This window comes from Wenzhouxiangella sp. XN24, assembly GCF_011064545.1.
In the GTDB taxonomy this organism is placed as follows: domain Bacteria; phylum Pseudomonadota; class Gammaproteobacteria; order Steroidobacterales; family XN24; genus XN24.
In genome coordinates, this window is record NZ_JAAMFG010000037.1 from 121697 (window position 1) to 147316 (window position 25620).

The following is a 25620-nucleotide window of genomic DNA, read 5'->3' on the forward strand; positions in this document are numbered from 1 at the left end:
GTTTCCCCGACCCGGCGTAGCCCGTCGCGCTTCACTCGCGGCTCGAGGCGTGGATGAAGCGCCGGTTGCGGTAACGCACCCGCTTCCCCACGAACCGAGCCTCGTGGGCAAGTTTTCCCCGTTTTCGTGCTTACCCCCAAGAGGGACCTGCCGACTTTATCGGCGCCCTCCAGGGTACTGGTCCCAAACCAGGCGAACACGGGGGAAGTTGCATGGAAACCAAGCGTTGCACGGGCGTCGCACTGCTCGTGAGCATTCTTCTGCTCGCCGGCTGCGGGGGTGGCGGCGATAGCGGTGGCGGCGCGACCGCACCACCGAACAGCGGTGGCGGATCGAATCCCGGCGTGACCCCACCTCCGACACCGCCGCCGCCGGCGCCCCCGCCGCCGGCGCCTCCACCACCACCAACTACCCCACCGACGACGCCGCCGATAACGCCACCGCCCCCGCCACCGCCGGCAGCACCGAACACGGCGCCGTCGATCGCGGGGACGCCCGCCCCGGTGGTTCGCGTGGGTGAGGCCTTTACCTTCACGCCCGGGGCATCCGATCCCGAGGGTGATGCGCTGCAGTTCTCGATCCTCAACCTGCCTGGATGGGCGAACTTCAACGCCCAAACCGGCGAACTCTCCGGCTTGCCCCTGCAGAACGACGTGGGCAGTTTCGACGACATACTGATCTCCGTCTCCGACGGGACGCTCTCGGACTCGCTGCCCGGATTCTCGCTGGCGGTGGTGCCGGCGGCCCTCAAGCAGGCCGCCTTCAGCCCGGAAGGCGTGGTCGAACCCAACGCCGACGGCTACCGGTCGATCGGCCCGCTGGCGCTGAACCTCGGCACCTTCGTGCAGCGCTTCGAGAACGCCGACCTGTTGCTGGAATTCAACGCGAACGACGATCTCGTCGGCCTGCTCGGAGAAGGCGATGTGCCAGAGTTGCTGTCCGACTTCCTGGCGGTCCAGGGCAACGCCAGGGCGATCATCGGCGTCACCAGCGGCCGTGACCTGAACGCCGATCCCGACCTGGGCATCAGGCTGGTCGACGACAACCAGTACTTCGTCTACCGCGTCGCCAGCAACCTGACCCTGAGCATCGGTGACCGAAGGAATCCGGCGGCCACCCGCACCGTCACGCTGGAACCGCCGCTCGGGGGCGAAATCATCCTGATCGTCGATCCTCTGGACCCACTGCAATACTATTTCGGCTCACAGCCACTGCTGGGATCTTTGGGCGTCGGCGAATCCCGCAGGGGGCTCATCCCCTTCGTCCCGCAGCTGCCCTATCCGGCACTGGATACCTTCAACGGCCACCAACTGTTGCTCGGTTCCACTTCCCTCGGTACCCGGGTGTTCGACTTCTTCGAGATCTCCGGTAGCCGCGTGGTCCGCAACCCGCAGTTCCAGGATATCGACTGGGACGCGCCGTTCGACTCGGCGGTGGAGTTCCGGGCGGGCCTGAACGGTGACGCCAGCTTTGCGCTCGCCGCCCTCGGCGTGGGCGTCTTCAGCTTCGACCTGGCAGAGACCAGCGCGACGCTGGACGTGGGCTTCGATCGGCAGAGCATGGCGATGCAGACCGTCATCGAGCCCGACGTCTCCTGGGTTCCCGACTGGTTCCCCATCGTGCCGCAGACCGAGATCACGGGCGAGTGGCTGATCAACGGTGACGGTGACTTCGAGGTCGAACTGCGGGGTGGTTACCGCAGCACCCTGCCGCCGATCCAGATGTCGGGCTCGATGCGCATCGACAAGGAGGCCGTGACGCTCACCGCCCGCCCGGGCGGCCCGGACAGCGACCTCTCGCTGGTCGCGGAGTTCGGCAACCAGTCGGTGACGGCGCGTATCGACGTGAACACGGACTTCGCCGGAGGCATCGGCAACGCGGTGAGCGATGCCCTGGACCGGGAACTGCAGGCGCTGGAAGAATCCGTGCAAGCACTGGAGAACGCGATCGCCGACTACGAGTTCGAGGTCAGCCTTGGGGGACTGCGCAGCTCTTTGCCAGGCATCACCGACACGGCCGTCGGGGTGATCAACGCGATTCCCGGCAGGGTGCGTGACTCGGTAGACAGCGGCACCGTTTCAGCCCTCAGGAACGCCTGCTTCCTCGGGGTGTGTGCATCGTCCTTCGTCAACGAGACGGCGATCGGCGATCGCGTCGGCGGCCACGCCCGGGCAATCGCCAACGACGCGATCGTGCCCTACCGGGAGGCCATGGAAGAACTCAAGCGCCAGGCGCAGGAGGGCGACGATGATGCACTGCGCGCCGCGCTCAAGACGGCCCTGCTGGAGGTCTACGATCGCAGGACCTTTTCCCTTCGACTGCTCTACACCGAAGTCCTCGACTTCGGCTTCGGCATCGGCGAAAGGCGAATCACCCTGTACGACAGGACATTCACCCGGCAGGTCATCCCGGCAGACACCGCCAACCAGATCCGGGACGCCGCGGACAACGTCGACCGCCTGCCCCAGGCGAGCGCCAGGGTCGTGAGCGGGCAGGCGGTGGTGGATTCGTTCCGGCCGCGGGAGGTGATCCGCGGCGTCAAGGAGGAGGTGGACAGCGGTCTCGCCGACATTCCCTCCTTCGATGGCATGGGCTACCGCATATCGCTCGGCGCACTGACGATGTTCATCGTCCTCAACCAGGAGGAGGTCGGGGTGAGCTTCAACGTGCTGGACGCCGGCGAGGCCCTTGTCGGGATCGGCGAGGCCATCGCGGACGGGCTGCTGGGCCTGTAGCGCCCTGCACTGGCTGGGTGAGGGGCGCGCTGTCGGCAGCCGCCCCTCACCACCCTCACGGCACGACGCCCCGCTCCTGCAGGGCCTGCAACTCAGACAGTACCTCGAACGCCCGTACCGTCGCCTCGTCTCCCGGCCGCGTCGCCTCGAGCGCCCGCCAGCTGTCCAAGAGCAGCGGCTCGGCTTCGGCGAGCCGCCCCTGTCGCAGCAGGGCGAACCCCAGCACGCTACGCGCGCTTTCGATCAGCCAGTGGCCCTCCGGCAGCGTCTTGCCGGCGATATCCAGGCCTTCCCGCGCCCGCAACTCGCCCTGGACCGCGTCGCCCGCACGGATCAGCATCGCGGCGTAGCCCACGTTCGCCGACGCCACGTAGGGATGCTCCCGCGAAAGCGACTCCGCATAGATGTCCAGCGCGTCGTCGAAGAGCTGGCCGGCAGCGCCGAAGTCCCCACGGTCCGCCAACAGCCTGGCCAGTTGGACGGCGTTGTAGGCGACGAATTGATGCCGTTCGCCACGGACGCGCGTCGCATGGTCCAGCGCCGCCCGCAGCAGTCGCTCCGCCTCCTCGTAACGGCCAACCTGTTGGTACAGGGCACCGAGGTTGAGCATCGCGTTGTCACGGTCCGGATGGTCCTCTCCCAGCAATTGCCGCTCTCGCTCAATGGCCTCCAGGAACAACGCTTCGGCCTCCTCATGTTTGCCGAGTTCGAGCAGCACCGTTGCCAGGTTATGGATGTACGTGCTCAACACGGCCCCATCCGGCGCGAACAGACCGCGCGCGATGGCGATTGCCTCACGAATCCTGGCTTCTGCAGAGGCCAGGTCGCCGAGGAGTTGATCGAGCTGGCCGAGGTCATGCAGCGTGTCCGCGTAGTTCCAGTGCGACGTATCGTCGAGCGCATGGTGAATCTCGATCGCCGCCTCGTACATGGCCTGCGCGGCCGGATAGTCCCCTCGCAGCATCGCCATGTGGCCCGTATTGTTGGACAGGCGCGCAATCTCGATATGACGCGGGCCATAGTGCTTGCGCGCCAGCGCCATCGCCTCTTCCACCAGCGGCCACGCTTCCTCGAGCATGCCACGGGCAGCGTAAACACTCCCCAGGGCATCGAGGCTGGCCGCCAGTCCGGCCGTGTCCTGCGACGCCCGATCCAGGGCAACCGCCGTGGAGAGACTCTCGATGGCTTCGTCGTACAGGCCGAGGTTCCCGTAGACATCCCCCACCGTCCTGAGCAGCATGGCGCGCGTCGCGGGATCGTCCTCGAGATCCCCCTGCAACCGCTGCCGGCCTGCGTCGAGCAGGTCCTTGGCGCTGATCGACTCGCCGCGCGCACGCTCCGGATCCGGGGCGCGAAACACGTCCCGCAGGAACGCGGCGACAGCCGTGCTCTTCGCGGCTTCCACACGCACCCGGTCGCGCTCCGTCGTGATACTGTCCAGGTGGTACAAGACGCCACCGACCGCAGCGACCGCCACGAAGGCCGCCAGCGCGACCGCACGCGCGTGGCGGTGAATGAATTTTCCGGCCAGGTAGTGCCAGCGCTGCGATTTCGCCAGCACCGGGCGGCGCTCCAGGTAGCGCACCAGGTCGGCGGACAGCTGCTCCACGCTCAGATAGCGTTGTGCCGGGTCCGCGCGCAGCGCCTTCAGCACCACGCTGTCGAGATCGCGGGACCAGCTCGTCTCGGACGCTCCGCTGCCGCTCGAGACCGCAAGACTGGGCCGCAGCGGCGCCGTCTGCAGGATCACCGTTTCGATCTCGCTCGGCCGCAGCCCCGTGAAATCGTGCGGCAGGCGGCCCGTCAACAGCTCATACAGCAGCACGCCGAGCGCATAGATGTCGCTTGCGGTAGTGATGGGCCCGCCGACGATCTGCTCCGGGCTTGCGTACGCCGGGGTCATCAGCTGCCGTGTCATGCTCGCCTCCGCTTCCATGGCGGCCTCGTCGAGCAGCCGCGCGATGCCGAAATCGAGCAGCTTGGCGGTACCGTCAGCGGTGACGAGAATGTTGGACGGCTTGATGTCGCGATGCACGACCAGGTTGCGATGCGCGTATTCCACCGCCGCGCACACGTCCAGGAACAGTCGCAGCCGGGCGGTGACCCCGAGTTCGCGCGCCCGGCACCAGGCGTCGATGGGCTCGCCGTCGACGAATTCCATGGCGAGCCATACGACACCGTCCCCGGTGCTGCCGCCATCGAGCACGTGCGCGATGTTCGGGTGGTCGAGCCCGGCGAGAATCTGTCGTTCCATGCGGAAGCGGGCGAGCAGGCCTGGAGAGCGGAACCCGGCGGACAACAGCTTGACGGCCGCGCGCTGATCGAACTCGCCGTCGTCGCGGTCGGCAAGGTACACATCGCCCATGCCTCCGCTCGCCAGGTACCCGGTGATCCGCCACGCCCCAAGGCGGGCACCGACGACTCCGGCGCCGGCGGTCGACTCGGCGAGCGCAGCCGCCGCTGCGACCACCAGGTCGGCTGGTTCGCCCGGCGAGGCCTCGGCCAGCAGCAGGGACTCGAGTTCTTCCGCCACCTCGGGATCCTCGTCGCGCAGGCTCGCCAGGTAGCTCGCCCGCGCAATGCCCGACAGCGCCGCAGCCTCTTCAAAGCGGGGCTTGAGCCGTAACCATAACTCGGGGTTCACGCGACCACCTCAGCCTGTGAGCTCGCGCTTGATCCACGCCCGGGCCAGCCGCAGTTCACGGTCGATGGTGCTCGTGGAGAGGCCCGTGACCGACGCCATTTCTTCGAAGGTCAGGCCCGAGAACACGTTCAGCTCCACCAGGTCGGCCTGGCGCGGATCGAGCGTCGCAAGGCGCGACACCGCGGCATCGAGGTCGAGCAGCCGGTCGTCCGGGACCGCCCCGCCTACTGCGCTCTCATCGAGCGTCACGCGAATCTCCCCGCCGCCCCGCTTGGACGCGCTGCGGGCCGTGGCATGCGACACGAGAATCCGGCGCATCATGCGCGCCGCCAGGGCGAAGAAGTGCTTGCGATCCTGCCAGGCGACGTCGCTTCCAGCCAGGCGCACGAAAGCCTCGTTGACCAAGGCGGTGGGCTGGAGCGTGTGACCCGGCCGCTCGCCGCGAAACGCACGTCGGGCCAGGCGCCGTAACTCTTCGTAGACGAGCGGCGTGAGCGTGTCGAGGGCGCCCGCATCCCCGTCGCTCCAGGCACGCAGCAGACGCGTGACATTCGCTTGTTCCGGCTTCATCTCATTTTTTCATCCCGAAGCGCAGCTTCCAGGCATTATCGCTGAAGCCGACGCTGACGGCCCCGTCCGCGGTCACCAGCACCGGCCGTTTCACCAGCGCAGGGTGCTCCCTGATCAGGAGCGTCCACTCCGGATCACTCCCGGGCGACTTGCGCGGCTCGGGCAGCTGGCGCCAGGTGGTCGAGGCACGGTTGACCAGCTTGTCCCAACCGCCCAGTTGGGCGGCCCAGTCCCTGAGGGTTTCCGGCGCCAGGCGGTTGGCACGGTAGTCCACGAACTCGTGTGCGATGTCGAAGCGCTTGAGCCAGTTGCGCGCCTTGCGACAGGTATCGCAGGTGTCCAGTCCGTAGAGGAGGGCATCCGGCGCGCTCATGGGGCCCCGCCGGACAGTGGCTGGCTTGACGTGCGCCCCTGCGGTTCCAGGCCTGCGAGCCGGGCGCGCACCGCCGCGGCGTCGGCCAGCACCAGCATGACCAGCAGGTCGCCGGGCCGCGCCCAGGCCAGCGCGTTGTCCAGCGCCTGAGGCTCGGTATCGACATGGATGATGGCGTCGGGCGGGCAGCCGCAGCGGATGAGTTCATCGCGCAGGATGCCGTAGACCTCGCCGGGCGCACGGCCGCGGGCGTACTTCGCCAGTTCGGAGATGATGATGCGCTCGGGACCCAGGGCCCAGGCATGGCGTGCGTACTCGCGCAGCAGTTCGTCAGTGCGGTCGCCCGCCTGGGCGAAGGCCAGCAGCCGTCGTTCGGCCGGCAGGGCCGAGACCAGCTCCGCGATGGCGGCCATGGCGTGCGGGTTGTGGGCGAAATCCACGATCACGCGCGCGCCCTCGACCGTGTAGAAATTGCCCCGCCCCGGATTGTCTTCATGGCGCATGCGGGTCAGGCCCGCGGCGATGGCCTCGGTGCCGACGCCAAGCTGGCTGCAGACGGCGGCGGCGGCCAGGGCGTTGGCGACGTTGTGGCGGGCGGCGCCGTCCAGGGCCAACGGAATCTCGTCGATCCTGCATAACCGCTCCCGGCGGCCGTCGCGTTCGCGTATCAGCCAGCCGTCGTCCGGCCTGAACTCGATGTCCCGCCGGTCCGGGTCCAGGCTGAACCAGGCGATCCGTCCCGCATAGTCGCGGGCCTGCGCGACCAGCCGTTCGTCGTCGGCGTTCAGGACCAGGGTGCCGCCGCGGCGCACCGCGCGGCTGATGACCCACTTGATCTGGAGCAGTTCGTCGAGGCTGCGGGAGCCGAAATCACCCAGGTGGTCCGCGGCGATATTGGTGACCAGGGCGACGTCGGCCTCCTCGACCGCCAGGCCGCGCCGCAGCAGCCCCCCGCGGGCCGTCTCCAGCACGGCGGCGCTGGCCTCGGGGTGCCGCAGGATGGCCCGCGCGCCGCCGGGGCCGGCGTAGTCGCCGCTATCCAGGACCTGGTCGTCGATCCAGATGCCCTCGGTGGAACACGAGCCGGCCCTGTGGCCGGCCGCGCGCAGGATGTGGGCGCACATGCGCGCGGTGGTGGTCTTGCCGTTGGTGCCGGTGACCAGGGCGATCGGGATGCGGCGTGGCGCCGCCCAGTCGATTTCATCGACCTGTGGCAGGCACCGCGATGGCCACGTCCTGGCCGAGGCGCCAAAACCGATCGAGACCGCGTCATCGTCCCAGAGGAACGGGGCCTGGTGTTCACCTGCGGCCGCCTGCAGGGCCAGCAACGCCGGATTGCCCTCCTCGGCGGCGCGTTCACGGATGGCCGCGATCGCGTCATCGATCGCGTGATTGGCCACGCGATCGGTCGCTTCCTCGACCGCGCCATCGATCACGCCATCGATCACGCTTCCGCGGGAATCCGCGGCACCGGCGCAGCGCTGCCAGGCAGCCTCCGCCAGGGCGATGCCTGCATACAGGCGGTCGATCGGCCCGTCGAAGGCAAGGCTGAGGCCGCCGATCCTGGCCCGGGCGCTGAAGTCGCATGCGCCCCAGCCCAGGCACTGGTGCAGGCGCAGGACCTCGGCCTCCAGCCTGGGCCGGATTTCGAGGGCCTCCCCGGGTTCGCAGGCGATGTCCATCACCACGGAAGGACGATCCCAGAGCAGGTTGGGCCCGGTGAGGCGTCGGCAGTCCAGCAGTTCCATGGACACGGCTCCCGCTTAGTCAGCGTCTTCCCGGGCGATACGCACCCCGCGTTCGTCGCTGACCAGGGCGATGTTTGCATCGAGGCTGAAGCCTTCGATGTCGGGCACCACGATGGTCTCGGGACGCCGGACCGCCGGGGCATGCCCCAGGTGGGGTTTGAACTGGACGATCTGCTTCCAGCTGCGCTTGACCTTGTCGGCCAGCACCAGCACCAGGTCGCCCGGCGCCGCCATGTTCAGCGCATGCTCGATGGACGCCGATTCGTCCGGAATGACGTCGATCCGGTCTTCGCTGACGCCCTTTTCGATCAGCCTGGCCTTGAGCATTTGGGCCACTTCGTCCGGTCCCCGGCCGCGGCGATGGTCGTCGCAGCGACAGATGAAGTGATCGAAATGGCCGGCGACAACGTCGGCGATCTCCAGGATGTCCTGGTCGCGCCGGTCGCCCGGCGCACTCACTACCACCAGGCGCCGTCCCTCGACCTCGAAGTGGTCAACCACGCTGCACATGGCCCGCACTGCGGCCGGGTTGTGGGCATAGTCCATGATCACCTTGAACGGATGATCGTCGAACACGTTCATGCGGCCCGGCGCCTGGAAGTAGGTGGCGTCGAAGGTGCGCAGGCCCTGGCGGATGTCGTCCAGGCTGAGGTGCATGTTGTAGGCCAGCGCCGCGGCAAACATGGCGTTCTGCACGTTGTGCAGGGCGCGACCCTGCAGGGTGGCGGGCACCAGGTGCGTCCACAGCAGGGGCATGTGCTTGCCCTGGTCGTAGATGGTGATCATGTGGCCGTTCATGCCTTCTTCCAGCACGAAGGCCTGCCCGCCGGCGCGCACATGCTCCTTCACCAGCGGATGCCCCGGTTTCATGGTGACGTAGCAGAGGCGGCTGGCCTCGGTGTAGTCGGCCATTCCGAGGCACAGCCGGTCGTCGGCGTTGAGCACGGCGGCGTCGGTCGCCACTTCGATCGGGATGCGCTTGATTTCGGCCAGCTGTTCGATCGTGTCGATGCCGCCCAGGCCGAGGTGGTCGCCGGACACGTTCAGGCAGCACGCGACGTTACAGGACATGACGCCCATGCCGCTGCGCACCATCCCGCCGCGTGCGGTCTCCAGCACGGCGGCGTCGACAGAGGGGTCGCGCAGGATCATGCGCGCCGACACCGGCCCGGTCATGTCGCCGGACACGGTCAGCTGGCCGTCGATGTAGATGCCGTCGGTGGACGTGAGTCCCACCGTGTAGCCGCGCATCTTGAGGATATGGGCCAGCATGCGTGCGGTCGTGGTCTTGCCGTTGGTGCCGGTGATGGCCGCGATGGGAATCGTGCGTGGCGCGTCGTCCGGGAACAGCATGTCGAGGACGGGGCCGGCGACGTCGCGGGGCTCGCCCTCGCTCGGCGCGACATGCATGCGAAAGCCCGGGCCGGCGTTGATCTCGCAGATGCCGCCGCCCACTTCGCGATAGGAGCCGGTGATGTCGGCGGTGAGGAAATCGACCCCGCCGATATCCAGGCCGATGGCCTGGATCGCGCGGATCGCCATGTCGCGGTTGTCGGGGTGAATCTCGTCGGTCACGTCGATGGCCGTGCCGCCGGTCGACAGGTTGGCGGTGGAGCGCAGGTACACGATCTCGCCATCCGGCGGCACGGTGCCGAAGTCGTATCCCCTGCGGGCTAGGAGGCGCTCGGCCTGGGCATCGAGCTCGATGCGGGTGAGCACCTTTTCGTGGCCGATGCCGCGCCGGGGATCCTGGTTGGCGATGTCGACCAGCTCGGCAATCGTGTGACGGCCGTCGCCCACGACATGGCCCGGGATGCGCTTGGCTGCGGCCACCAGCTCGCCGTTGATCACCAGCAGGCGGTGATCGAAGCCCTCGATGTAGCTTTCCACCACCACGTTGCGCCCGTACTCGGCCGCCTTGGCGAAGGCCGCCTCCACCTCCTCGTCGGTCGTCAGCCCGATCGAGACGCCGCGGCCGTGATTCCCGGCCAGCGGTTTCAGGACCACGGGAAAGCCGATGCCATGGGCGGCCCTCACGGCATCGCGAACGCCCTGGACCAGGCGCTGCCGGGGCACCGGCAAGCCCAGGTCGCGCAGGATCTGGTTGGTTTCTTCCTTGTCCGAGGCCAGTTCGACCGCGATGTTGCTGGTCAGGCTGGTGGTGGTCGCCTGGATGCGCTGCTGGACGCGGCCATGGCCGAACTGGACCAGGCTCTGGCGATTAAGGCGTATCCAGGGAATCCCGCGTTCCTCGGCGGCGCGCACCAGCGAGGCCGTGCTGGGGCCGAAGGCGCGGCGCTGGGCGTCACGGATGAAGCGATCGCGCGCCTCCTCGAAATCCCAGTCCGGCCCCGGCGCACCCGCGGGGCGCAGCGCCTCGGGCAGCAGGCTGTACAGCAGCTCGAGGGCGAGTTCGCCGGCCGCGCAGCCGACGGCCTCGTCCTCGTACTCGAACACCACCGTGTAGTGGCCCGGCTTGCCCTCGATCGAGCGGGTCTTGCCGAAGCTCACGTCGGCGCCGGCGATGTTCTGCAACTCCAGCACGACGTGCTCCAGCACGTGCCCGAGCCAGGTGCCCTCGTCCTCGCGCAGGCGACGTATGAACCCGCCGGGCTCGCGGTAGGAGCAGCCGTGGTCGTCGAGGCCGGGCAGGCGTTGGCGCAGGCCGTCGATAAAGGCGTCACCGAGCCGGACGGAGGGCCAGTGCTCCAGCTCGCCGAGATCGAGGATGTAGCGAATGACCGGGAAGTTCGCGTAAAGGTTCGGGCCGACATAAATATTGGTGCTGAGGATTTTCATCGGGTCATTCCGCTTTTGCGGTCCTTGTCAGGATTTCGAAACGACCCCCGGCGATGAGGATATGCAGCTTGACGCCGACCAGGCTGACCGGCTCGCCTTCGCGGGCGCGGTCCATGGAGGAATAACTGAGCTCGCTGGGATCGACCAGGGTGATGCCGCCGCTGCCGACGACCTCGAGATCGTCGCCGGGACGGATGAACGCAGCGGTGTCCTCGTCCAGTCCGATGCCGACTGCAAAGGGGTTGTAGGCCAGGGCGGTCAGCAGGCGCCCGAGGCGATCGCGCTGACGGAAATGCTGGTCGATGATGAAGCTGTTGGTCAGGCCCAGGCCCGGGGCGAGGGTGACCTTGTTGGGGGTCGGCGTCGAGCCCTCGCGGCCGCCGGCGATCATGTGTTCAGGCATGAAGGCTGCGCCAGCGGATGTCCCGGCTACGTGCATCCCTGCGGCATTGCGGCGGCGGATGGCGATGGCCGTCTCGGTGCCCCCCAGCGTGGTCGACAGCCGCAACTGGTTGCCGCCGGTCATGAACACGCCGTCGGACTTGTTGATGTAGGCGAGGTGTTCGGGATCGTTGGCGTCCTTGCGGGTGACGATCGGCAGCACAGCCGCATGCTTGATGCCGATCTTGCGAAACAGCTTCTCGTAGGTCGGCCCGGTCTCAGCCAGCTCGGAGGCGGTCGGGATGATCGCGATGCGGGCGGTCTTGCCGCCGCACTCGGTGATGAAGCGATCCAGGATCTCCGGGTTGTGAAACTTATCCTCGGCGCCACCGATCGGGATGATGTAGCCGCGATTCTTGTTGTTGCGTTCTCCTGAGGGGCACATCAGCGGGTGGTTCTCCAGGTTCCCTGGCTCATGACCCTGTCGATGCCATGAGCGTCGTTCAGCACGACCAGGTCGGCGGCCGCGCCGACTGCGATGCGGCCGCGATCGTGGCAGCGCAGCAGTCGGGCCGGGTTGAGGGTGAAGGCCGGCAGCACACGGTCCAGCGACTGGCCGCCGGCGACCAACCGCGTCAGCGTCTCGGTCAGCGTGGCCGGGCGACCGATGTCGAAGTGCTGCATTTCACCCTGGGCATCGAATACCGGCAGGCAGCCGCCGCCGTCGGAACTGAGGGTGATCCGCTCCGACGGTGCGCCCGAGTCCAGGTAGCGCAACAGGGCGACGTCCGCCGGCCATTCGTCGTCCAACGGTTCGCCGTCAACCGGAAAGGCGGTGATGTCCACCGTGCAGCCGGCCCTGGCCAGGTCGACGGCCTCCTCGAACAGGGCCTTGTTGCGATTGACGTGGGTCGGGTTGAACACCCGGGCCGGCAACTCGGTCTCGGCCAGCGCGCGGCGCACCAGGTCCAGCCCGCGCTCGCCGTCGCCGAGGTGCAGGTGCAGGATCCCGGCCTTCCCGGTGATCAGGCCGGCCACATGGGCGTCGCTGGCGATGCGCAGGATCTCGACCAGGGTCGGCTGGCTGGACCGGTGGTCGGAAAGCGCCACCTCGCCGACGCCGATGACCGGGTCGAGAAAGACGATGTCGTCGCGCACGCTGCCGGTGAAGGTCACCGGCGGGACATGGTAGCCGCCGGTATGGCACCAGGCGTTGACCCCCAGTTCGCGCAGGCTCAGGGCCTGGGCGACCAGCGAGCGGGTATCGCGAGTGGTGTCGTCGGTGCCGAGCACGCCGACCACGGTGGTGATGCCGGCGTCGAGAAAATGCGCGTGCTGCACCGGCGCGACCCGGCTGCCGAAGCCGGCCTCCCCGCCGCCGCCGGTCAAGTGGGCATGCCCGTCGACCAGGCCGGGGATCAGCCGCAGGCCCTGCAGGTCGACGATCTCGACCGCTTTCAAGGCGCCCAATTCGTCCAGGTCGGCGCCCAGCCAGGCGACGCGCCCGCCGGCGATCAGCAGGTGCTGGATGCCGCGATTTTCCGGCGCAAAGACGTGGGCGTTCTTGAGCAGCGTGAGCACCGGCTGGCGTCCTTGCGGATGAAACGATGTAGCTTAGCGTCGGATGGTCATTTGGTCATCCCCGCGGATGATCGACCGCCAAAGTATCCAAATTTGGGGGGCTCGCGGTTATCCTGACGCCTGCCGCCGGGTCCGCGACCCTGCCGGCGATCGGCTGGATTGCGGAGGATGGAGCTCGTGAGCCTGCTTGCCGAACTGAAGCGTCGCAAAGTCTTCCGCGTAGCCATGCTCTACGTGGTATCGGCCTGGCTCGTGATCGAGGTGGCCGAGACGGTGCTGCCGATCTTCGAGGTACCGGACGGATTCCTGCGGGGCCTGGTCGTCCTGCTGGTGATCGGATTTATCCCCGCCCTGGGCCTGGCGTGGATCTACGAGCTGACGCCCGAAGGGCTGGAACGTGACACCGGCGGTTCCGGGAAACCAGAATCCTCGGCGGGCACGGGGCATCGGCTGAATTGGGCGACCGTCGTGGTGGCGGTGCTCGCCATCGGTTTTCTCGCCCTTGACCGGCTTGTCTCCGAGGATCCGCGCTTGCCGGCGCCCGAAGCAGCGGCGGGCGCAGCGGCGGGCGCAGCCCCGGCCGAGCCCGCCGCGCCTGCGGCCGCCGACCGGCGTCCCTCGGTCGCCGTGCTGCCCTTCGCCAACATGTCCACCGACCCCGAGCAGGAGTTTTTCGCCGACGGCATGACCGAGGACATCCTGACCCGCCTGGCCGGCGTCAGCGGGCTGCGCGTCATCAGCCGCACCTCGGTAATGCGATACAAGGACAGCGAGCTGAGCCTGCCGGCCATCGCGGCTGAACTGGGCGTGGATCATGTCCTGGAAGGCAGTGTGCGGCGAGCAGGCGACCGGGTCCGCATCACGGGCCAGCTGATCCGCGCGGCCGACGACGCGCATCTCTGGGCCGACAGCTTCGACCGGGAGCTGGCCGACATCTTCAGCGTCCAGACCGAGATCGCGCAACGGATCGCGCAGCAGCTGGAGTTGCAGCTCACGGATCGCGACCGGCAGCTGCTGGCGCAGCAGGGCACGAGCAGCACCGCGGCCTACGAGTACCTGCTGCGGGCAAGGGCGCTGGAGCGTCGCGTGTTGAGCACGCCGGCCGAAATCGCGGCAGCCGTGGACGAGGGAGAGGGTTACCTGGGCCTCGCGCTCGAGCTCGACCCGGAGTATGCCGAAGCCTGGGCGCTGATGACCCGCGTTCACCTGATCCGGTCATCGATCCCGGGAAGCGAACAGTCTGCCAGCGAGCACTGGGAGCGAGGTGTCGAAGCGGCGCGACGCGCGATCCGCGTGGCGCCCGACCGGGCCGCTGGCTACGTGGCACTGGGCCGGGCCTTTCAACTGCGGGGCCAGCACGACGCTGCGCTGGAGCAGTTCCGCCTGGCGGCGGATCTGGAACCGGGTTCTGCGGAGGTGCTGCACCCGCAGGGCGTGCTGTTGGCCGGGCGCGGAGAACTGCTCGAGGCGCTGGAAAAGCTCGAGCGCGCGGTGGCCCTGGAGCCGGGCGATCCCGGCCTGCTGAACAGCCTGGCCAGCGTGTATATGTGGCTTGCCGATTACGATGCCGCGGAGGCGGCTTTCCGCAGGGCCTTTCAGCACATCACGCCGCACCCCGAGCGCCTCGAATGCGTGCTCATGAGCCTGGCATTGGAAGCACGAGACCTCGCACAGTTTGAAGCGGCGGCGAAGCGGTTGGAGTCCACAGTGCAACACCCGTCCTTCGGTACGGGCTGCATGATCAGCTTCCACTTCTTGAACCGCGATTTTGCCGCGGCCGCGCATCTCGTCGAGGAGCATCGCGCATTCGTGCTCGGGCTCTGGCCCGTGACCGCGGCCGGCGTGCTGAGCCTCGCCGGCCAGCCGGCGGACGCCCTCATCGAGGCGGCCGAGCAAAGTATTGAACGGGCGGTCCCTCGCGGCAGCGAAGGCTGGCGCCTGTTCCAGCGCTCGCGCCTCGCCCTGATGCGCGGCCAGGACGAGGCTGCCCTCGATCTCCTCGAACGAGCGCAGGAAGCCGGGGTCTGGCCATCCGCCGCCGAATTCGCCCTGAATCCGCTGTGGGACGCCGTGCGGGATGATCCGCGCTTCCGGGCGATCGAGGCGTACTGGGAGGCTGAGCGTCGGCGCATGCGGGACGAGTTGGCGGCGCGGCGCGCCGCGGGCGCTTAAGGGACGGCGGCGGATGGCGGCCCGCAGGCGCGGGCCGGCAGTGCCCCGCACTTTTCCGGTGCGCCTGCGCCCGGAGTTCTCGCTTCGCGCCGTGTATCAGTAGAGGTAGACCGTAGCTGAAGGGCCCTTGAGACCGGCAAATTGTTGCGTCACCGTGCCGCGTGTTCTATCGACACGATGGCAAGAACATATTGTTAGGCCACGATGGCTAGAATCTCGCTGAAAAAATGGTTACTGGGTTGGGCTACTATCGGCTTTGCGGTCACGGTAGCGCTTATCGCGGTGTTTTCGGTTTCTCCGAATTCATGGCACCCGCCTCTTCAAGCCGCCTCCATGGTGCTTTGTCCACCCGCCATCGTGCTGATGGCCGCTGAAACCTGCCCAGGCGCGCTGTCCTGGTGCTCTGTTCAATTCGTCCTTCTCGCCGCCGGCCTAAACGCTTTCTTGTACTTGTCTGTCGGGTTGGCTATTTGGTTGCTCGCCAGAGCGATATCTTTCCTTCCGGGTCGCCATCGTGGCTCGGCCTAACTATGCGTTTCAGCGGAATACACCGGCTGGCGCCGGCGTACCCGCTTAACTTGGTCGTTAGCTGGCAGGATTGCCCGGCCGCCTCGCCTTGACTCAGTGCACGCGCGTACATACACTCTGTCGCAATGGACTACGAGTAGGATCCGGCCAAGGCGAGGCGGAACGCCGCAAAGCACGGCGTCGACTTCGCTGACGCTGTAATCGCGTTGTCCGATGACTCTGCGGTCACGATTCCTGATCCCGACTCGGAAGACGAAGACCGCTTCGTGTCGCTGGGCATGGATCCGAATGGCCGTGTTCTGGTGACGGTATTCACCCATCGCCGCGAATGGATTCGGATCATTTCGTCACGCAAGGCGTCAAGAGGCGAACGCCGACAGTACGAGGAAGGCCGATGAGGAAAGAGTACGACTTCGTTAAGGGCAAGCGTGGTCCGGTGGTGAGAACACCGCCGGGCAAGACCCGAATCACAATCCGCCTCGACCAGGATGTTATCGACTGGTTCAAGGGCCAGGTTGATGAGGCGGGTGGCGGCAATTACCAGACGCTGATCAATCGTGCATTGCGGGACTACATGGGACAGGCTCGCGAGCCATTGGAGGAGACGTTGCGCCGGGTTGTCCGTGAAGAGCTGAAGCATGCCAGCTAACTGTTGGATGAACCTGACGATGCCGACCGTCACGGCCCGTGCATACACACGGTCCGCGCCAGACTTCATCGCGGATTATCCAGGGCGTTAGATGCCCATGACCGTGCTGCCGTTGTTGTGGCAGACTCGCCTAGCAGGAGGTGGTCTATGTCTACCGCAAAAGATGAGCTCGCGAACTTGATTCAGCAGCAGCCGGACGATAGTACCGGCGAGGAAATTGTTCGCGAACTTGCGTTTCACTTGATGATTCAGCGTGGACTCGCTGATTCGGATGCTGGCCGTATCGTTTCCAACGAGGAGATGGGGCGCCGAATCAGGCAATGGCAACAGTAGTCTGGACTGAGGAAGCCCAGCGCTGGCTGCGCGACATCTACGATTACATTGCGGCCGACAATCCTCCAGCTGCGGCGGCCACGGTGCAGGGGATCTACGACAGGGCGCAGGGATTGTCGGAGTTTCCGGAAATGGGTTCGCGACATTGGGCTTCCGACCGGCATGTGCGTGTGCTGCTATATGGGCATTATCGGATCGCCTACCTGGTGAAGGACGACGGCGGTATTGATGTGCTCGGCGTCTTTCATGGTGCGCTCGATATCAGCAAGTACCAAATCTGATGAGCCAAGACATCTTACTTCACGCTGGAGACCGACGTTTGATCGCTCCCTCCCTTCGCTATCGCTCCGGTCGGTCGCCGTCAAACGCGGCTCAGCGTGAGCGTTAGAAGCCTCCAGGCCGGGCCCCGGTGGCTCTTGCGCCGTGACCCGTAAAGGTATAGTTTTTATACCATGCTGGCGTTTGAGTTCGACGAGAGCAAAAGCCGTGCGAACCTCGAAAAGCACGGTATCGACTTTGTCCAAGCGCAGGTGCTCTGGAGTGACCCGGACTTAATCGAGATCCCGGCTGTTACGGTTGATGAACCGCGGTTATTGGTGATTGGGCGTATCGACGGGAAGCACTGGTCAGCCGTGATCACTTATCGCAGTGAGAACATCAGAATTATTTCCGTGCGCCGTTCTCGTTCCGAGGAGGTGGCCATTTATGAAGGCTAAGAAATTTGATGCCGACTTCGACAACGGCAAGAGCGTTGCCCGCGCCCTGGATCTTTCCAAGGCGCGCCGGCCCCTGCAGGCCCAAAAGAGAGTGAACGTCGACTTCCCCACGTGGATGATCGAGTCCCTCGACAAAGAGGCCAGTCGGCTGGGCGTAACGCGCCAGTCAATCATCAAGGTCTGGTTGGCCGAGCGTCTTGAGCAGTCGGCTTCTAACAAATGAATGCAGCCGGCGCAGTGAACAGCGCGGCTGATTCTGGTCGTTGGGCGACAAGAGGTGAGGGTGTTGATCAGGCGCGAGAGGGGAGTATGACAATGCCATACTTTTGCCGTTTCAGGAGCACCGCCTATGAGCATGCACCGCAAAACCATCACGCTGACTAAACAACAAGACGACTGGGTGAAGGGCCAGATTGAAAGCGGGCACTTCGGCAATGATAGTGAGTATATCCGCCATGTCATCCGGCGAGACCAGCAGGCCCAAGAACGTCTCGTCACGTTGCGGCGAGCCCTGGCTGAGGGTGAGTCAAGCGGTAGATCCAAGCCGCTCGATCTAGCGGCTGTCAAGGCGGCTGGCCGAAGGCGGGTGAAGGCGCCGAATTAGTGCTTAGGCTGCGCGTCACGCCGAAGGCGGAATCGGAAGCGCCTGCTGGCGACCGTCGGGGGAGGCCTGTGACAAGCCGGAGGAGGTCGACATCAGCAAGTTATCGACTTTGTTTCCCTGTTTGCGACTATTTTTGTCGCGAACACCGACGACTTGGAAAGAACTTTATTGTTCGGTGACACAATCATCCCCACGGCACGACTACTCCACCGTCACCGACTTGGCGAGGTTCCGCGGCTGGTCTACATCGGTCCCCTTGAGCAGGGCCACGTGGTAGGCGAGTAACTGCAGCGGCACCGTGTAGGCGATCGGCGCCTGGAAGTCCTCGATATGGGCCGGCATCTCCATCACGGTGACGCCCGGACCGTCCTGGATGCCCGTCTCCGGGTCCGCGAACACGAACAGTTCACCGCCGCGAGCGCTGACTTCCTGCATGTTCGCCTTGAGCTTTTCCACAAGCTCGTTGTTCGGCGCGACGACAATGACCGGCATCTCCGCATCGACCAGCGCCAGCGGCCCGTGCTTGAGTTCGCCGGCGGGATAGGCCTCGGCGTGGATGTAGGAGATCTCCTTGAGCTTCAGCGCGCCCTCGAGCGCCACCGGGAACTGGATCCCACGGCCGAGGAACAGTGCGTGGTGCTTGTCGGCGAAACGCTCGGCCAGCACCTCGATCCCCGCTTCCATCTCCAGGATCCGCTCCAGCAGGGCCGGCACGCCCGCGAGCTGGCGCACCAGGTCGCTCTCGAGCTCGGTGCCGCCGGGTGAGCGGCGCGCCAGCACGAGACCGAGGAGCGACAACGCAGCCAGCTGCGTCGTGAACGCCTTGGTCGAGGCGACGCCGATCTCGGGCCCCGCCCGGGTCATCAGCGTCAGCGCCGACTCGCGCACCAGCGCGCTCTCCGGTACGTTGCAGATGCCGAGCGTCGCGAGATAGCCGAGCTGTTTCGCGGCACGCAGCGCCTCCAGCGTATCGAGCGTCTCGCCGGACTGTGAGATCGCCACGAACAACGTCCCCTCCGGCACCACCGGCTGGCGGTAACGGTACTCGCTGGCGATCTCCACCATGCAGGGGATCCGCGCGTAGCGCTCGATGAAATAGCGCGCCACCAGGCCGGCGTGGTAACTCGTGCCGCACGCCACGATCTGCACCGCGCGCGTCGCGTCGAACACCGCGGGCGCCCCGGGACCGAAGGCGGCCTCGAGCACCTTGCCGGCGCCGATCCGTTCGCTGAGCGTCTCGGCCACGGCACGCGGCTGCTCGTGGATTTCCTTCTGCATGAAGTGGCGGTACTGGCCGCGCTCCATCGCGTCCGCCGACAACGCGCTTTCCTTCGCGACACGCTGCACGGCTTCGCCGGCCGCATCCCAGGTCTCCACGGCGCCGCGGGTCACCAGCGCAAGATCCCCTTCTTCAAGGAAGATGAACCGCCGGGTCACCGGCAGCAGCGCGGCGACATCCGAGGCGACGAAGTTCTCTCCGATGCCCAGCCCGATCACGACGGGACAGCCGGCGCGCGCCACGACGATCTTGTCCGGGTCGTCCGAACTCATCACCGCCAGCGCATAGGCGCCCTCGAGATCGCCCACCGTGCGCCGCACGGCCGCCAGCAGGTCAGGAGACTCGTCCAGGTAACTGCGAATCCGGTGCGCGACCACCTCGGTGTCGGTCTCCGAGACGAACTCGTAGCCGCGCGACTGCAATTCACGCCGCAGCGATTCGTGGTTCTCGATGATGCCGTTGTGGACCAGGGCGACGCCGGGGCCGGATACCTGGGGATGCGCGTTGCGCTCGCTCGGCACGCCGTGGGTGGCCCAGCGGGTGTGGGCGATGCCGCAGTGGCCGGACAACGGCGACTCGCTCAGCGCGTCGCCCAGACGTTGCACCTTGCCTTCCGTACGGCGCCGCTCGATGGAGCCACCGCCCACTTCCACGGCCAGCCCGGCCGAGTCGTAGCCGCGATACTCAAGCCGGCGCAGGCCCTCCATCAGGATAGGCACCACGTCCCGTTCGGCGATCCCGCCCACGATTCCGCACATTCAGTCGTTCCTCAACCCGGCTTCTTCACCGGTCGTTTCCAGCCGCGCACCGTCACCTGCTTGCTGCGCGCCACGGTCAGCTCCGCAGGCGGCGCATCCTTGGACACCGTCGAGCCCGCCCCGATCGTGGCGCCCGCGCCAATATTTACGGGGGCCACGAGCGCCGTGTTCGAGCCGACGAACACGTCGTCGCCGATCACGGTGCGGTGCTTGTTGGCGCCGTCGTAATTGCACGTGATCGTGCCCGCGCCGACGTTGACGCGCGTCCCAATCTCGGCATCACCGATATAACTGAGGTGGTTGACCTTGCTGGCCGGGCCGATTCGGCTGTTCTTGATCTCGACGAAGTTGCCGACGCGAACCCCGTCGGCGAGCTCAGCACCGGGGCGGAACCTCGCAAATGGGCCCAGCTCGCAGCCGGGACCGACGTCGGCGCCCTCGATGACGGTGTTCGGCTGGACCACGCACCCTGGCCCGAGGCGGCTGTCGCGAATGAACACGTTCGGACCGATCGAGACGTTGTCGCCCAGTTCGACCACGCCTTCGAACACGGCATTGATGTCGATGAAGACATCCCTGCCGGCATCCACCCGGCCACGCACATCGATCCGCGCCGGGTCTGCGAGCGTCACCCCTGCCGTCATCAGGTCGGCGGCGATCCGCCGCCGGAGCGTGGTTTCCAGGCCGGCCAGCTGGGCGCGGTCGTTGATCCCCAGCACTTCGGCGACGGTCGGCGCCTGCAGCGCCTCGACCGTCATGCCCTCGGCGACCGCCAGGCCGACGACGTCGGTCAGGTAGTACTCGCCCTGGGCATTCCGGTTCGACAGTCCCCCCAGCCAGGCGCGCAACCGCCCGGCCGGCGCCGCCATGATGCCGGTGTTGACCTCGGCGACCGCCCTTTCCGCCGCGGAGGCGTCTTTTTCTTCCACGATCCGCACGACCTTGCCGCCGGCATCCCGGACGATCCGCCCATAGCCGGTGGGGTCGTCCAGCTTCACGCCCAGCAGGGCCAGCTTGCCCTCCCGAGCGGCGGTCACCAGGGGCTTCAGGGTGGAGGCCTCGATCAGCGGCACGTCCCCGTAAAGCACGAGGACCACGGCATCATCGGGAATTCCCGGCATGGCCTGCGCCACCGCGTGGCCCGTCCCGAGCCGTTCCGCCTGCAGTACCCAGCGCACGTCGGCCTCCGGAAACGCCTGCGGCACGGCATCGCCGCCGTGGCCGTAGACGACATGGGTAGCGTGGGCCCCCAGTCCGAGCGCGCGACCGAGCACATGGGCCAGCAGCGGCCGGCCGGCGAGCGGCTGGAGCACCTTGGGGAGCGCGGATTTCATCCGCGTGCCCTGGCCCGCGGCCAGGATGACGACATGCAATGCCATGATCAGGGGATCCCTCGAGAAAAGTCGGGAAAGGTTACAGCGGGTGCCCGCCCTGCGCGACCCGTGTCCGGCCGGGAAGCCCGGGGGCGCGGAGCCGAGAACTCGGCACGGTACTTATCCACAGCTTCGATCCGGCGTTCGTCGAATGTGGGTAACTTATTCACAGGACGCGTTCCATCGCCTTTCGCAAGGCTGCGGCGAGCTTTTCCGGCTCGTCGGTGCCCAGCCGGAAGCGCTTGCCGTCACGCAAAACGATCTCCACGGCGGACAAGCCCGACACGTTGTACAGGATCCCCGGCACCAGGTAACGGATGCCGAATCCTGCATACCAGGGATTGCGCACCGGCACGGCGCTCTCGATGCTCGCCAGCGGCACCGTCTTGCGCATCACCCCCGGCCCGAACCAGAACACGAGCGACGAGGCCGTGATCATCACGGTCAAGGACGAAAAGATGACCAGCAGGAAAGCGAGCAGGGCCAGGACCATCAACAGCACCGGATGGGGCCCAGCCTGGGCTGTCAGCCAGAACACCAGCAGGATCAGCGCGCTGTTGAGGACCACCAGCGCGGTACCGAACTGCTTGTGGCGGTACGAGGTCCGCATGGCGAAGTCAGGGCGCCGTGAGCACGATCCCGAGCGCGTCCGGCTCGCGACCGGTGGGCCAGCGCGCCACGATCTCCCAGTTCGACCGGTCGATGACCGCGACCTCGTTCGCCCCGCTCACCGCGACGTACACCCATTCGCCTCGCGGATGGCTCGCGATACCGATCGGCAAAGCCGCGTTCCCCAGCAGGGTTTCCTGGTAGACCGCATCGGGGTCGGCGATCTGCACGGTCGCCGCGAGCGTGCGCTGCTCGATATCGAAGACCGACAGCGTGGCCGCGCGCGCATTGGTCACGAGCGCGTGCCGGCCGTCGGCGGTCATGTCCACGCGAATCGGGAACCCTGCGGACTCCAGCAAGGCAATGGTCTCGAGGCTGTCCGCGTCGATCACGCTCACCGTATCGTCGGCCCGGTTGGTCACCCAGACTTCCTGTCCGCCGCGGGCCACACCGACACCTTCCGCGCCGGCCCCGGTGACGGTCGTACCGACGACTTCGCCGGCCGCAAGGTCGACTTTCTCGAGCGTTCCGGCGGATATGTTCGTTACCCAGGCGAAACGCCCTTCCGGCGACGCCGCCACCATGTGCGCCACCCCCTCGCCGACATCGATGCGCTGCGTGACGGCGCCGCTCGCGACGTCCACGACCAGCAGCCGGTCGCTACCCTCGGTGGTCACCACCAGGCTTCCGTCGGGCAGGAACGCCATGCCGTGCGGCCGCGTGTTCTCGCCGAGGTCGATCGTCGCCGTCACCTCGCCGGCCGGCCAGTCGAGCACCGTCAGGGTGTTGCCGACCTCATCCCGCGCGCCGTAATTGCTCACCACGGCGAACCGCCCGTCGGGAGAGACCTCCACCTCGTGCGGCCCGACCCCTGTCTCGAACTCGGCGCGCCGCTCGCCCGTGGCGAGATCCAGCGCCCAGAGGGTATGGGCGCTCTTGTTGCCCACCAGCAAGACGTCCGCATGGGCTGCAGCGCCGCCCAGCAACAAGGCCATGATCGCGAACAGGATCCGGGGCTTCATATCGATCACCTGCATCCAGTGTTGGCGGACCGCCAGCGTTCAGGAAAGCGCCGTCGTGTCGTCCGGACTGTCCGCCACGGGCTCCGCGGGGCCATCGTCGGCAGCCGCGGCCTTGCGGAGTTTCTTGTCTTCTTTCTTCTTCTTTTTTGCCAGGTCTCGCTGGCGCTTGGCGAACGCGTAATTCGGTTTGGCCATCGTGCGGCTTTCTCCATGGGAACTGCTGAATGAGCGCACAGGGTAAGCCATTTTCGGTTCGCTTGCGCCGGACTCACGGCGCCTCGCGAGTGATCGGCGACACTTCCCGCAGCAGCAACAGGCCGTCGTACATCTCGCGCGGCACGATCAGTTGCTCGTTCAAACCCCATTCGTAGCTCATGACCGGCTGCGCGACCCAGCGCATCCCCGCGGCAACGGCCCGGTCGAGGTCGAGGAACACCGGATCGCCGGGCAGCGCCGCCATGCGCGCCTCGAGCGAGCCCGGCTCGGGCGGCAGGATGTCGTAGTCCTGGTTGATGAACCAGGCGTAGCCGCGGCCGGCGAGCGGGTAGATGCCTACGACATAACTCTCTGCGCCCAGCGCGCCGTGGATGAATTCACCCTGCCGCGCAATCCCGCCGACGAACTCGCTGTAACTGCGCGCCACGTGGGCGTTGTGGGCCCAATAGATCACGCGTGCGCCCGGGTTGCGGTCCATGTGCCGTAACAGGTTCACGGCCATGCGCCGCTCGCGGTTGCGTTCATGGACCTCCAGGTCGAAGGTGTCCGGATCGAAATCCAGCGTCGCCAGGCGATCCTCGATGATCATCGCCAGCATCGGATCGTCGATCTGGACGTAGGCCCGGCGAAAGTTCTCCACCGCGCGGGCCCGGATCACCGCCAGCGGCTCGTCCCGTTCGCCCTGTTGGAACACCTTGAGAAAATCCAGCTCGGCCCGCAACAGGGCGTCGGGCAGCTCCGGACGTGTCGCGAGCCAGCGGGAGAACGCCCGGCTGGTCGGGCTGTTGTCCACCCCCACCAGTCGCAGCGGCCTGTCGCTCGTCGCCCGGCTGCGCAGGTAGGCAAACAGGGCTTCCGCCTCCGCGCTGGCCCACGCGCCCCACAGGCAGTCCTCCATGCCGTCCGCGGGCGGCGACGACGCCAACGTCTGCGCGGCGACCCAGCACTCGGCGAGCCCGCCTTCCACGGCGAGGATGTCGAAGCCATGACGCTCGTGCATGTGGCGCACGATGTCGGTCTTGACCTTGTAGGTCTCGGCCATGCCGTGCCCGCTCTCGCCCAGCTGCAAGAGCCGGCGATCGCCGACGGCCGTGGCCAGCGTCTCCAGCCACGCCGCGGAGGCCGCAGGTTCCGGCTGGCCGGCTGGCGCTGGCTGACCCGCAGGCGCCTCGACGACCCCGGGCGAGGCGCAGGCCGCGCCCAACACGGCGAGCAAGGCGATGATGATGTGTCGGGTTCTCGTCATTCCACTCGGCTTGGTCATCCTGGTCCCGGGCTGTTTTCGTTTCCGTAGGCGGCGCACCATGAATCTAGCATCCGCCGCGTTCACACGTATTGTCCCGCAGCGTGCCCCGAGGCCCAGGCCCACTGGAAGTTGTGCCCGCCGAGGTGGCCGGTGACGTCCACCACCTCGCCGATGAAGAACAGGCCCGGATAGTCACGACAGCCCATCGTCTTGGAGGACAGGGCGTTCGTGTCGAGCCCCCCGAGCGTCACCTCGGCGGTGCGGTAGCCTTCCGTCCCGACGGGCTGCACGACCCACGGCTTGCAGGCCGCCGCCACCCGCTCGAGATCGGCCGGCCCGAGCTGGTCGAGCGGCTTGTTCTCCAGCCACAGCTCGCACCAGCGCTGGGCGACCCGGCGCGTCCAGCGCTCGCCGAGCAGGCTCTTCAACTCCAGCTTCGGTCGCTCGCGCCGGGCGTTCTCGATCAGCGCCGCGACCTCCACGTCGGGGAGCAGGTCGATGGCCAGCGGCTCCCCTTCGTGCCAGTACGAGGACGCCTGCAGCACGGCCGGCCCGCTGAGACCGCGATGGGTGAACAGGATGTTCTCGCGAAAGGCCGCCCCGCCGGCGCTCGTCACCGTGTCCAGCGACACGCCGGAGAGATCCGCGAGCCGCTCCAGGTCGTGGCGCGCGAGCGTCACGGGAACGAGGGCCGCCCTCGTCGGCAGGACCGGCAGTTCGAGGGATCGCGCCAGGTCGAAACCGAAGCCGGTGGCGCCCAGCGACGGAATCGAGTAACCCCCGGTGGCGATGACGAGCGACTCGCAGCTGATCTCGCCCTGCGGCGCCTGGAGCCGATGGGGCGCGCCGACCTCCAGGACCTCCACCGGGGAATGGGTGCGGACGATGGCGCCGACGGCGGCGCACTCGTCGAGCAGCAGGCGCACGATGTCCTTGGAACTGCGGTCGCAAAACAGCTGGCCGAGCTTCTTCTCGTGCCAGGGCACCGCGTGCTTGTCCACCAGTGCCACGAAGTCGGCCGGCGTGTAGCGCGCCAGCGCCGACCTGGCGAAGTGCGGGTTGGCGGAGATGAAGTTGTCGGGCGTGGAATGGAGATTGGTGAAGTTGCAGCGTCCGCCGCCGGACATGAGGATCTTCTTGCCGACCTTGTTGGCGTGGTCCAGGACCAGCACGCGCCGCTCCCGCTCACCCGCCGCGATCGCGCACATCAGCCCGGCGGCGCCGGCGCCGATGATCACGACGTCGTAATCAACCTCGCTCATTCGCATCCGTCCCGGGACGACG

Annotated in this window: 22 protein-coding genes and 1 pseudogene; 9 read left to right on the top strand and 14 right to left on the bottom strand. The window is 67.0% G+C overall.

The window, feature by feature from the left end:
* The first annotated feature begins 212 nt into the window (after positions 1 to 212).
* Complete coding sequence (locus G6032_RS15090; RefSeq protein ID WP_240902347.1) at positions 213 to 2735, top strand: putative Ig domain-containing protein; 2523 nt, start codon at positions 213 to 215, stop codon at positions 2733 to 2735.
* Positions 2736 to 2790: 55 nt separating this feature from the next.
* Here G6032_RS15090 and G6032_RS15095 read toward each other — a convergent pair whose 3' ends face one another.
* From G6032_RS15095 to iadA, 7 genes are read right to left on the bottom strand one after another with little or no spacing between them, the layout of a single operon-like run.
* Positions 2791 to 5379 (bottom strand): tetratricopeptide repeat protein, encoded by a 2589-nt coding sequence (locus G6032_RS15095; RefSeq protein ID WP_165282995.1) that lies wholly within the window; start codon positions 5377 to 5379, stop codon positions 2791 to 2793.
* 9 nt (positions 5380 to 5388) lie between these two features.
* On the bottom strand, positions 5389 to 5949 hold the full coding sequence (locus G6032_RS15100) for an ECF-type sigma factor (RefSeq protein WP_165282996.1): 561 nt from the start codon (positions 5947 to 5949) through the stop codon (positions 5389 to 5391).
* 1 nt (position 5950) lies between these two features.
* A complete protein-coding gene (locus G6032_RS15105) occupies positions 5951 to 6322 on the bottom strand; it encodes a Spx/MgsR family RNA polymerase-binding regulatory protein (RefSeq protein ID WP_165282997.1) in 372 nt (123 codons plus the stop codon).
* Positions 6319 to 8070, bottom strand: a complete 1752-nt coding sequence (locus tag G6032_RS15110) for a Mur ligase family protein (protein WP_165282998.1) — start codon at positions 8068 to 8070, stop codon at positions 6319 to 6321. Before G6032_RS15110 ends, G6032_RS15105 begins: the two co-directional genes overlap by 4 nt.
* Before the next feature lie 15 nt (positions 8071 to 8085).
* Positions 8086 to 10869 carry a cyanophycin synthetase gene (gene cphA, locus G6032_RS15115; RefSeq protein WP_165282999.1) on the bottom strand — a complete coding sequence of 928 codons (2784 nt, stop codon included), beginning with the start codon at positions 10867 to 10869 and terminating at the stop codon, positions 8086 to 8088.
* Between the two features lie 4 nt (positions 10870 to 10873).
* Positions 10874 to 11695, bottom strand: a complete 822-nt coding sequence (locus tag G6032_RS15120) for a cyanophycinase (protein WP_165283000.1) — start codon at positions 11693 to 11695, stop codon at positions 10874 to 10876.
* Entirely contained in the window at positions 11695 to 12831 is a 1137-nt protein-coding gene (iadA, locus tag G6032_RS15125; RefSeq protein ID WP_165283001.1) for a beta-aspartyl-peptidase, read from the bottom strand. Before iadA ends, G6032_RS15120 begins: the two co-directional genes overlap by 1 nt.
* Before the next feature lie 177 nt (positions 12832 to 13008).
* Between iadA and G6032_RS15130 the strand changes: the two genes are divergently transcribed.
* The 8 genes and pseudogenes from G6032_RS15130 (at position 13009) to G6032_RS15165 (ending at position 17833) form a co-directional block, all read left to right on the top strand.
* Entirely contained in the window at positions 13009 to 15003 is a 1995-nt protein-coding gene (locus G6032_RS15130; RefSeq protein ID WP_165283002.1) for a tetratricopeptide repeat protein, read from the top strand.
* A 680-nt stretch (positions 15004 to 15683) separates the two neighbouring features.
* Positions 15684 to 15929, top strand: a pseudogene (locus G6032_RS15135) (BrnT family toxin); the annotation flags it as partial.
* Entirely contained in the window at positions 15926 to 16180 is a 255-nt protein-coding gene (locus G6032_RS15140; protein WP_165283003.1) for a BrnA antitoxin family protein, read from the top strand. The pseudogene G6032_RS15135 and the gene G6032_RS15140, both read left to right, overlap by 4 nt.
* 147 nt (positions 16181 to 16327) lie before the next feature.
* Entirely contained in the window at positions 16328 to 16513 is a 186-nt protein-coding gene (locus G6032_RS15145; protein ID WP_165283004.1) for a hypothetical protein, read from the top strand.
* On the top strand, positions 16501 to 16794 hold the full coding sequence (locus G6032_RS15150; RefSeq protein ID WP_165283005.1) for a type II toxin-antitoxin system RelE/ParE family toxin: 294 nt from the start codon (positions 16501 to 16503) through the stop codon (positions 16792 to 16794). Before G6032_RS15145 ends, G6032_RS15150 begins: the two co-directional genes overlap by 13 nt.
* Positions 16795 to 16965: 171 nt before the next feature.
* Positions 16966 to 17229 carry a BrnT family toxin gene (locus G6032_RS15155; protein ID WP_165283006.1) on the top strand — a complete coding sequence of 88 codons (264 nt, stop codon included), beginning with the start codon at positions 16966 to 16968 and terminating at the stop codon, positions 17227 to 17229.
* Positions 17219 to 17452 (top strand): CopG family transcriptional regulator, encoded by a 234-nt coding sequence (locus G6032_RS15160; RefSeq protein WP_165283007.1) that lies wholly within the window; start codon positions 17219 to 17221, stop codon positions 17450 to 17452. Before G6032_RS15155 ends, G6032_RS15160 begins: the two co-directional genes overlap by 11 nt.
* A 126-nt stretch (positions 17453 to 17578) precedes the next feature.
* Positions 17579 to 17833: a type II toxin-antitoxin system ParD family antitoxin gene (locus G6032_RS15165; RefSeq protein ID WP_165283008.1), complete on the top strand. Its 255-nt coding sequence runs from the start codon at positions 17579 to 17581 to the stop codon at positions 17831 to 17833.
* Between the two features lie 201 nt (positions 17834 to 18034).
* On the opposite strand, the gene glmS is transcribed toward G6032_RS15165, so the two are convergent.
* From glmS to G6032_RS15200, 7 genes are all read right to left on the bottom strand, one after another.
* Positions 18035 to 19870 carry a glutamine--fructose-6-phosphate transaminase (isomerizing) gene (gene glmS, locus G6032_RS15170; RefSeq protein ID WP_165283009.1) on the bottom strand — a complete coding sequence of 612 codons (1836 nt, stop codon included), beginning with the start codon at positions 19868 to 19870 and terminating at the stop codon, positions 18035 to 18037.
* A gap of 11 nt (positions 19871 to 19881) precedes the next feature.
* Positions 19882 to 21249, bottom strand: a complete 1368-nt coding sequence (gene glmU, locus G6032_RS15175) for a bifunctional UDP-N-acetylglucosamine diphosphorylase/glucosamine-1-phosphate N-acetyltransferase GlmU (protein WP_206212016.1) — start codon at positions 21247 to 21249, stop codon at positions 19882 to 19884.
* 160 nt (positions 21250 to 21409) lie between these two features.
* Positions 21410 to 21853 carry a hypothetical protein gene (locus G6032_RS15180; RefSeq protein ID WP_165283010.1) on the bottom strand — a complete coding sequence of 148 codons (444 nt, stop codon included), beginning with the start codon at positions 21851 to 21853 and terminating at the stop codon, positions 21410 to 21412.
* 7 nt (positions 21854 to 21860) lie between these two features.
* A complete protein-coding gene (locus G6032_RS15185) occupies positions 21861 to 22874 on the bottom strand; it encodes a YncE family protein (protein ID WP_165283011.1) in 1014 nt (337 codons plus the stop codon).
* Between the two features lie 39 nt (positions 22875 to 22913).
* Positions 22914 to 23069 carry a hypothetical protein gene (locus tag G6032_RS15190; RefSeq protein ID WP_165283012.1) on the bottom strand — a complete coding sequence of 52 codons (156 nt, stop codon included), beginning with the start codon at positions 23067 to 23069 and terminating at the stop codon, positions 22914 to 22916.
* A gap of 73 nt (positions 23070 to 23142) precedes the next feature.
* Positions 23143 to 24336, bottom strand: a complete 1194-nt coding sequence (locus tag G6032_RS15195; protein WP_165283013.1) for an erythromycin esterase family protein — start codon at positions 24334 to 24336, stop codon at positions 23143 to 23145.
* Positions 24337 to 24416: 80 nt separating this feature from the next.
* Positions 24417 to 25598 (bottom strand): NAD(P)/FAD-dependent oxidoreductase, encoded by a 1182-nt coding sequence (locus G6032_RS15200; protein ID WP_165283014.1) that lies wholly within the window; start codon positions 25596 to 25598, stop codon positions 24417 to 24419.
* Positions 25599 to 25620 lie beyond the last annotated feature (22 nt).

What these genes read in the sequence shown, in the direction of transcription:
- G6032_RS15090 (WP_240902347.1), top strand. Translation starts at nt 213, where the DNA reads ATGGAAACCAAGCGTTGCACGGGCGTCGCACTGCTCGTGAGCATTCTT.
- G6032_RS15100 (WP_165282996.1), bottom strand. Translation starts at nt 5,949, where the DNA reads ATGAAGCCGGAACAAGCGAATGTCACGCGTCTGCTGCGTGCCTGGAGC.
- G6032_RS15105 (WP_165282997.1), bottom strand. Translation starts at nt 6,322, where the DNA reads ATGAGCGCGCCGGATGCCCTCCTCTACGGACTGGACACCTGCGATACC.
- G6032_RS15110 (WP_165282998.1), bottom strand. Translation starts at nt 8,070, where the DNA reads ATGGAACTGCTGGACTGCCGACGCCTCACCGGGCCCAACCTGCTCTGG.
- cphA (WP_165282999.1), bottom strand. Translation starts at nt 10,869, where the DNA reads ATGAAAATCCTCAGCACCAATATTTATGTCGGCCCGAACCTTTACGCG.
- G6032_RS15120 (WP_165283000.1), bottom strand. Translation starts at nt 11,695, where the DNA reads ATGTGCCCCTCAGGAGAACGCAACAACAAGAATCGCGGCTACATCATC.
- G6032_RS15140 (WP_165283003.1), top strand. Translation starts at nt 15,926, where the DNA reads ATGAGGAAAGAGTACGACTTCGTTAAGGGCAAGCGTGGTCCGGTGGTG.
- G6032_RS15145 (WP_165283004.1), top strand. Translation starts at nt 16,328, where the DNA reads ATGTCTACCGCAAAAGATGAGCTCGCGAACTTGATTCAGCAGCAGCCG.
- G6032_RS15150 (WP_165283005.1), top strand. Translation starts at nt 16,501, where the DNA reads ATGGCAACAGTAGTCTGGACTGAGGAAGCCCAGCGCTGGCTGCGCGAC.
- G6032_RS15155 (WP_165283006.1), top strand. Translation starts at nt 16,966, where the DNA reads ATGCTGGCGTTTGAGTTCGACGAGAGCAAAAGCCGTGCGAACCTCGAA.
- G6032_RS15160 (WP_165283007.1), top strand. Translation starts at nt 17,219, where the DNA reads ATGAAGGCTAAGAAATTTGATGCCGACTTCGACAACGGCAAGAGCGTT.
- G6032_RS15165 (WP_165283008.1), top strand. Translation starts at nt 17,579, where the DNA reads ATGAGCATGCACCGCAAAACCATCACGCTGACTAAACAACAAGACGAC.
- glmS (WP_165283009.1), bottom strand. Translation starts at nt 19,870, where the DNA reads ATGTGCGGAATCGTGGGCGGGATCGCCGAACGGGACGTGGTGCCTATC.
- glmU (WP_206212016.1), bottom strand. Translation starts at nt 21,249, where the DNA reads ATGGCATTGCATGTCGTCATCCTGGCCGCGGGCCAGGGCACGCGGATG.
- G6032_RS15180 (WP_165283010.1), bottom strand. Translation starts at nt 21,853, where the DNA reads ATGCGGACCTCGTACCGCCACAAGCAGTTCGGTACCGCGCTGGTGGTC.
- G6032_RS15185 (WP_165283011.1), bottom strand. Translation starts at nt 22,874, where the DNA reads ATGAAGCCCCGGATCCTGTTCGCGATCATGGCCTTGTTGCTGGGCGGC.
- G6032_RS15190 (WP_165283012.1), bottom strand. Translation starts at nt 23,069, where the DNA reads ATGGCCAAACCGAATTACGCGTTCGCCAAGCGCCAGCGAGACCTGGCA.
- G6032_RS15195 (WP_165283013.1), bottom strand. Translation starts at nt 24,336, where the DNA reads ATGACGAGAACCCGACACATCATCATCGCCTTGCTCGCCGTGTTGGGC.
- G6032_RS15200 (WP_165283014.1), bottom strand. Translation starts at nt 25,598, where the DNA reads ATGAGCGAGGTTGATTACGACGTCGTGATCATCGGCGCCGGCGCCGCC.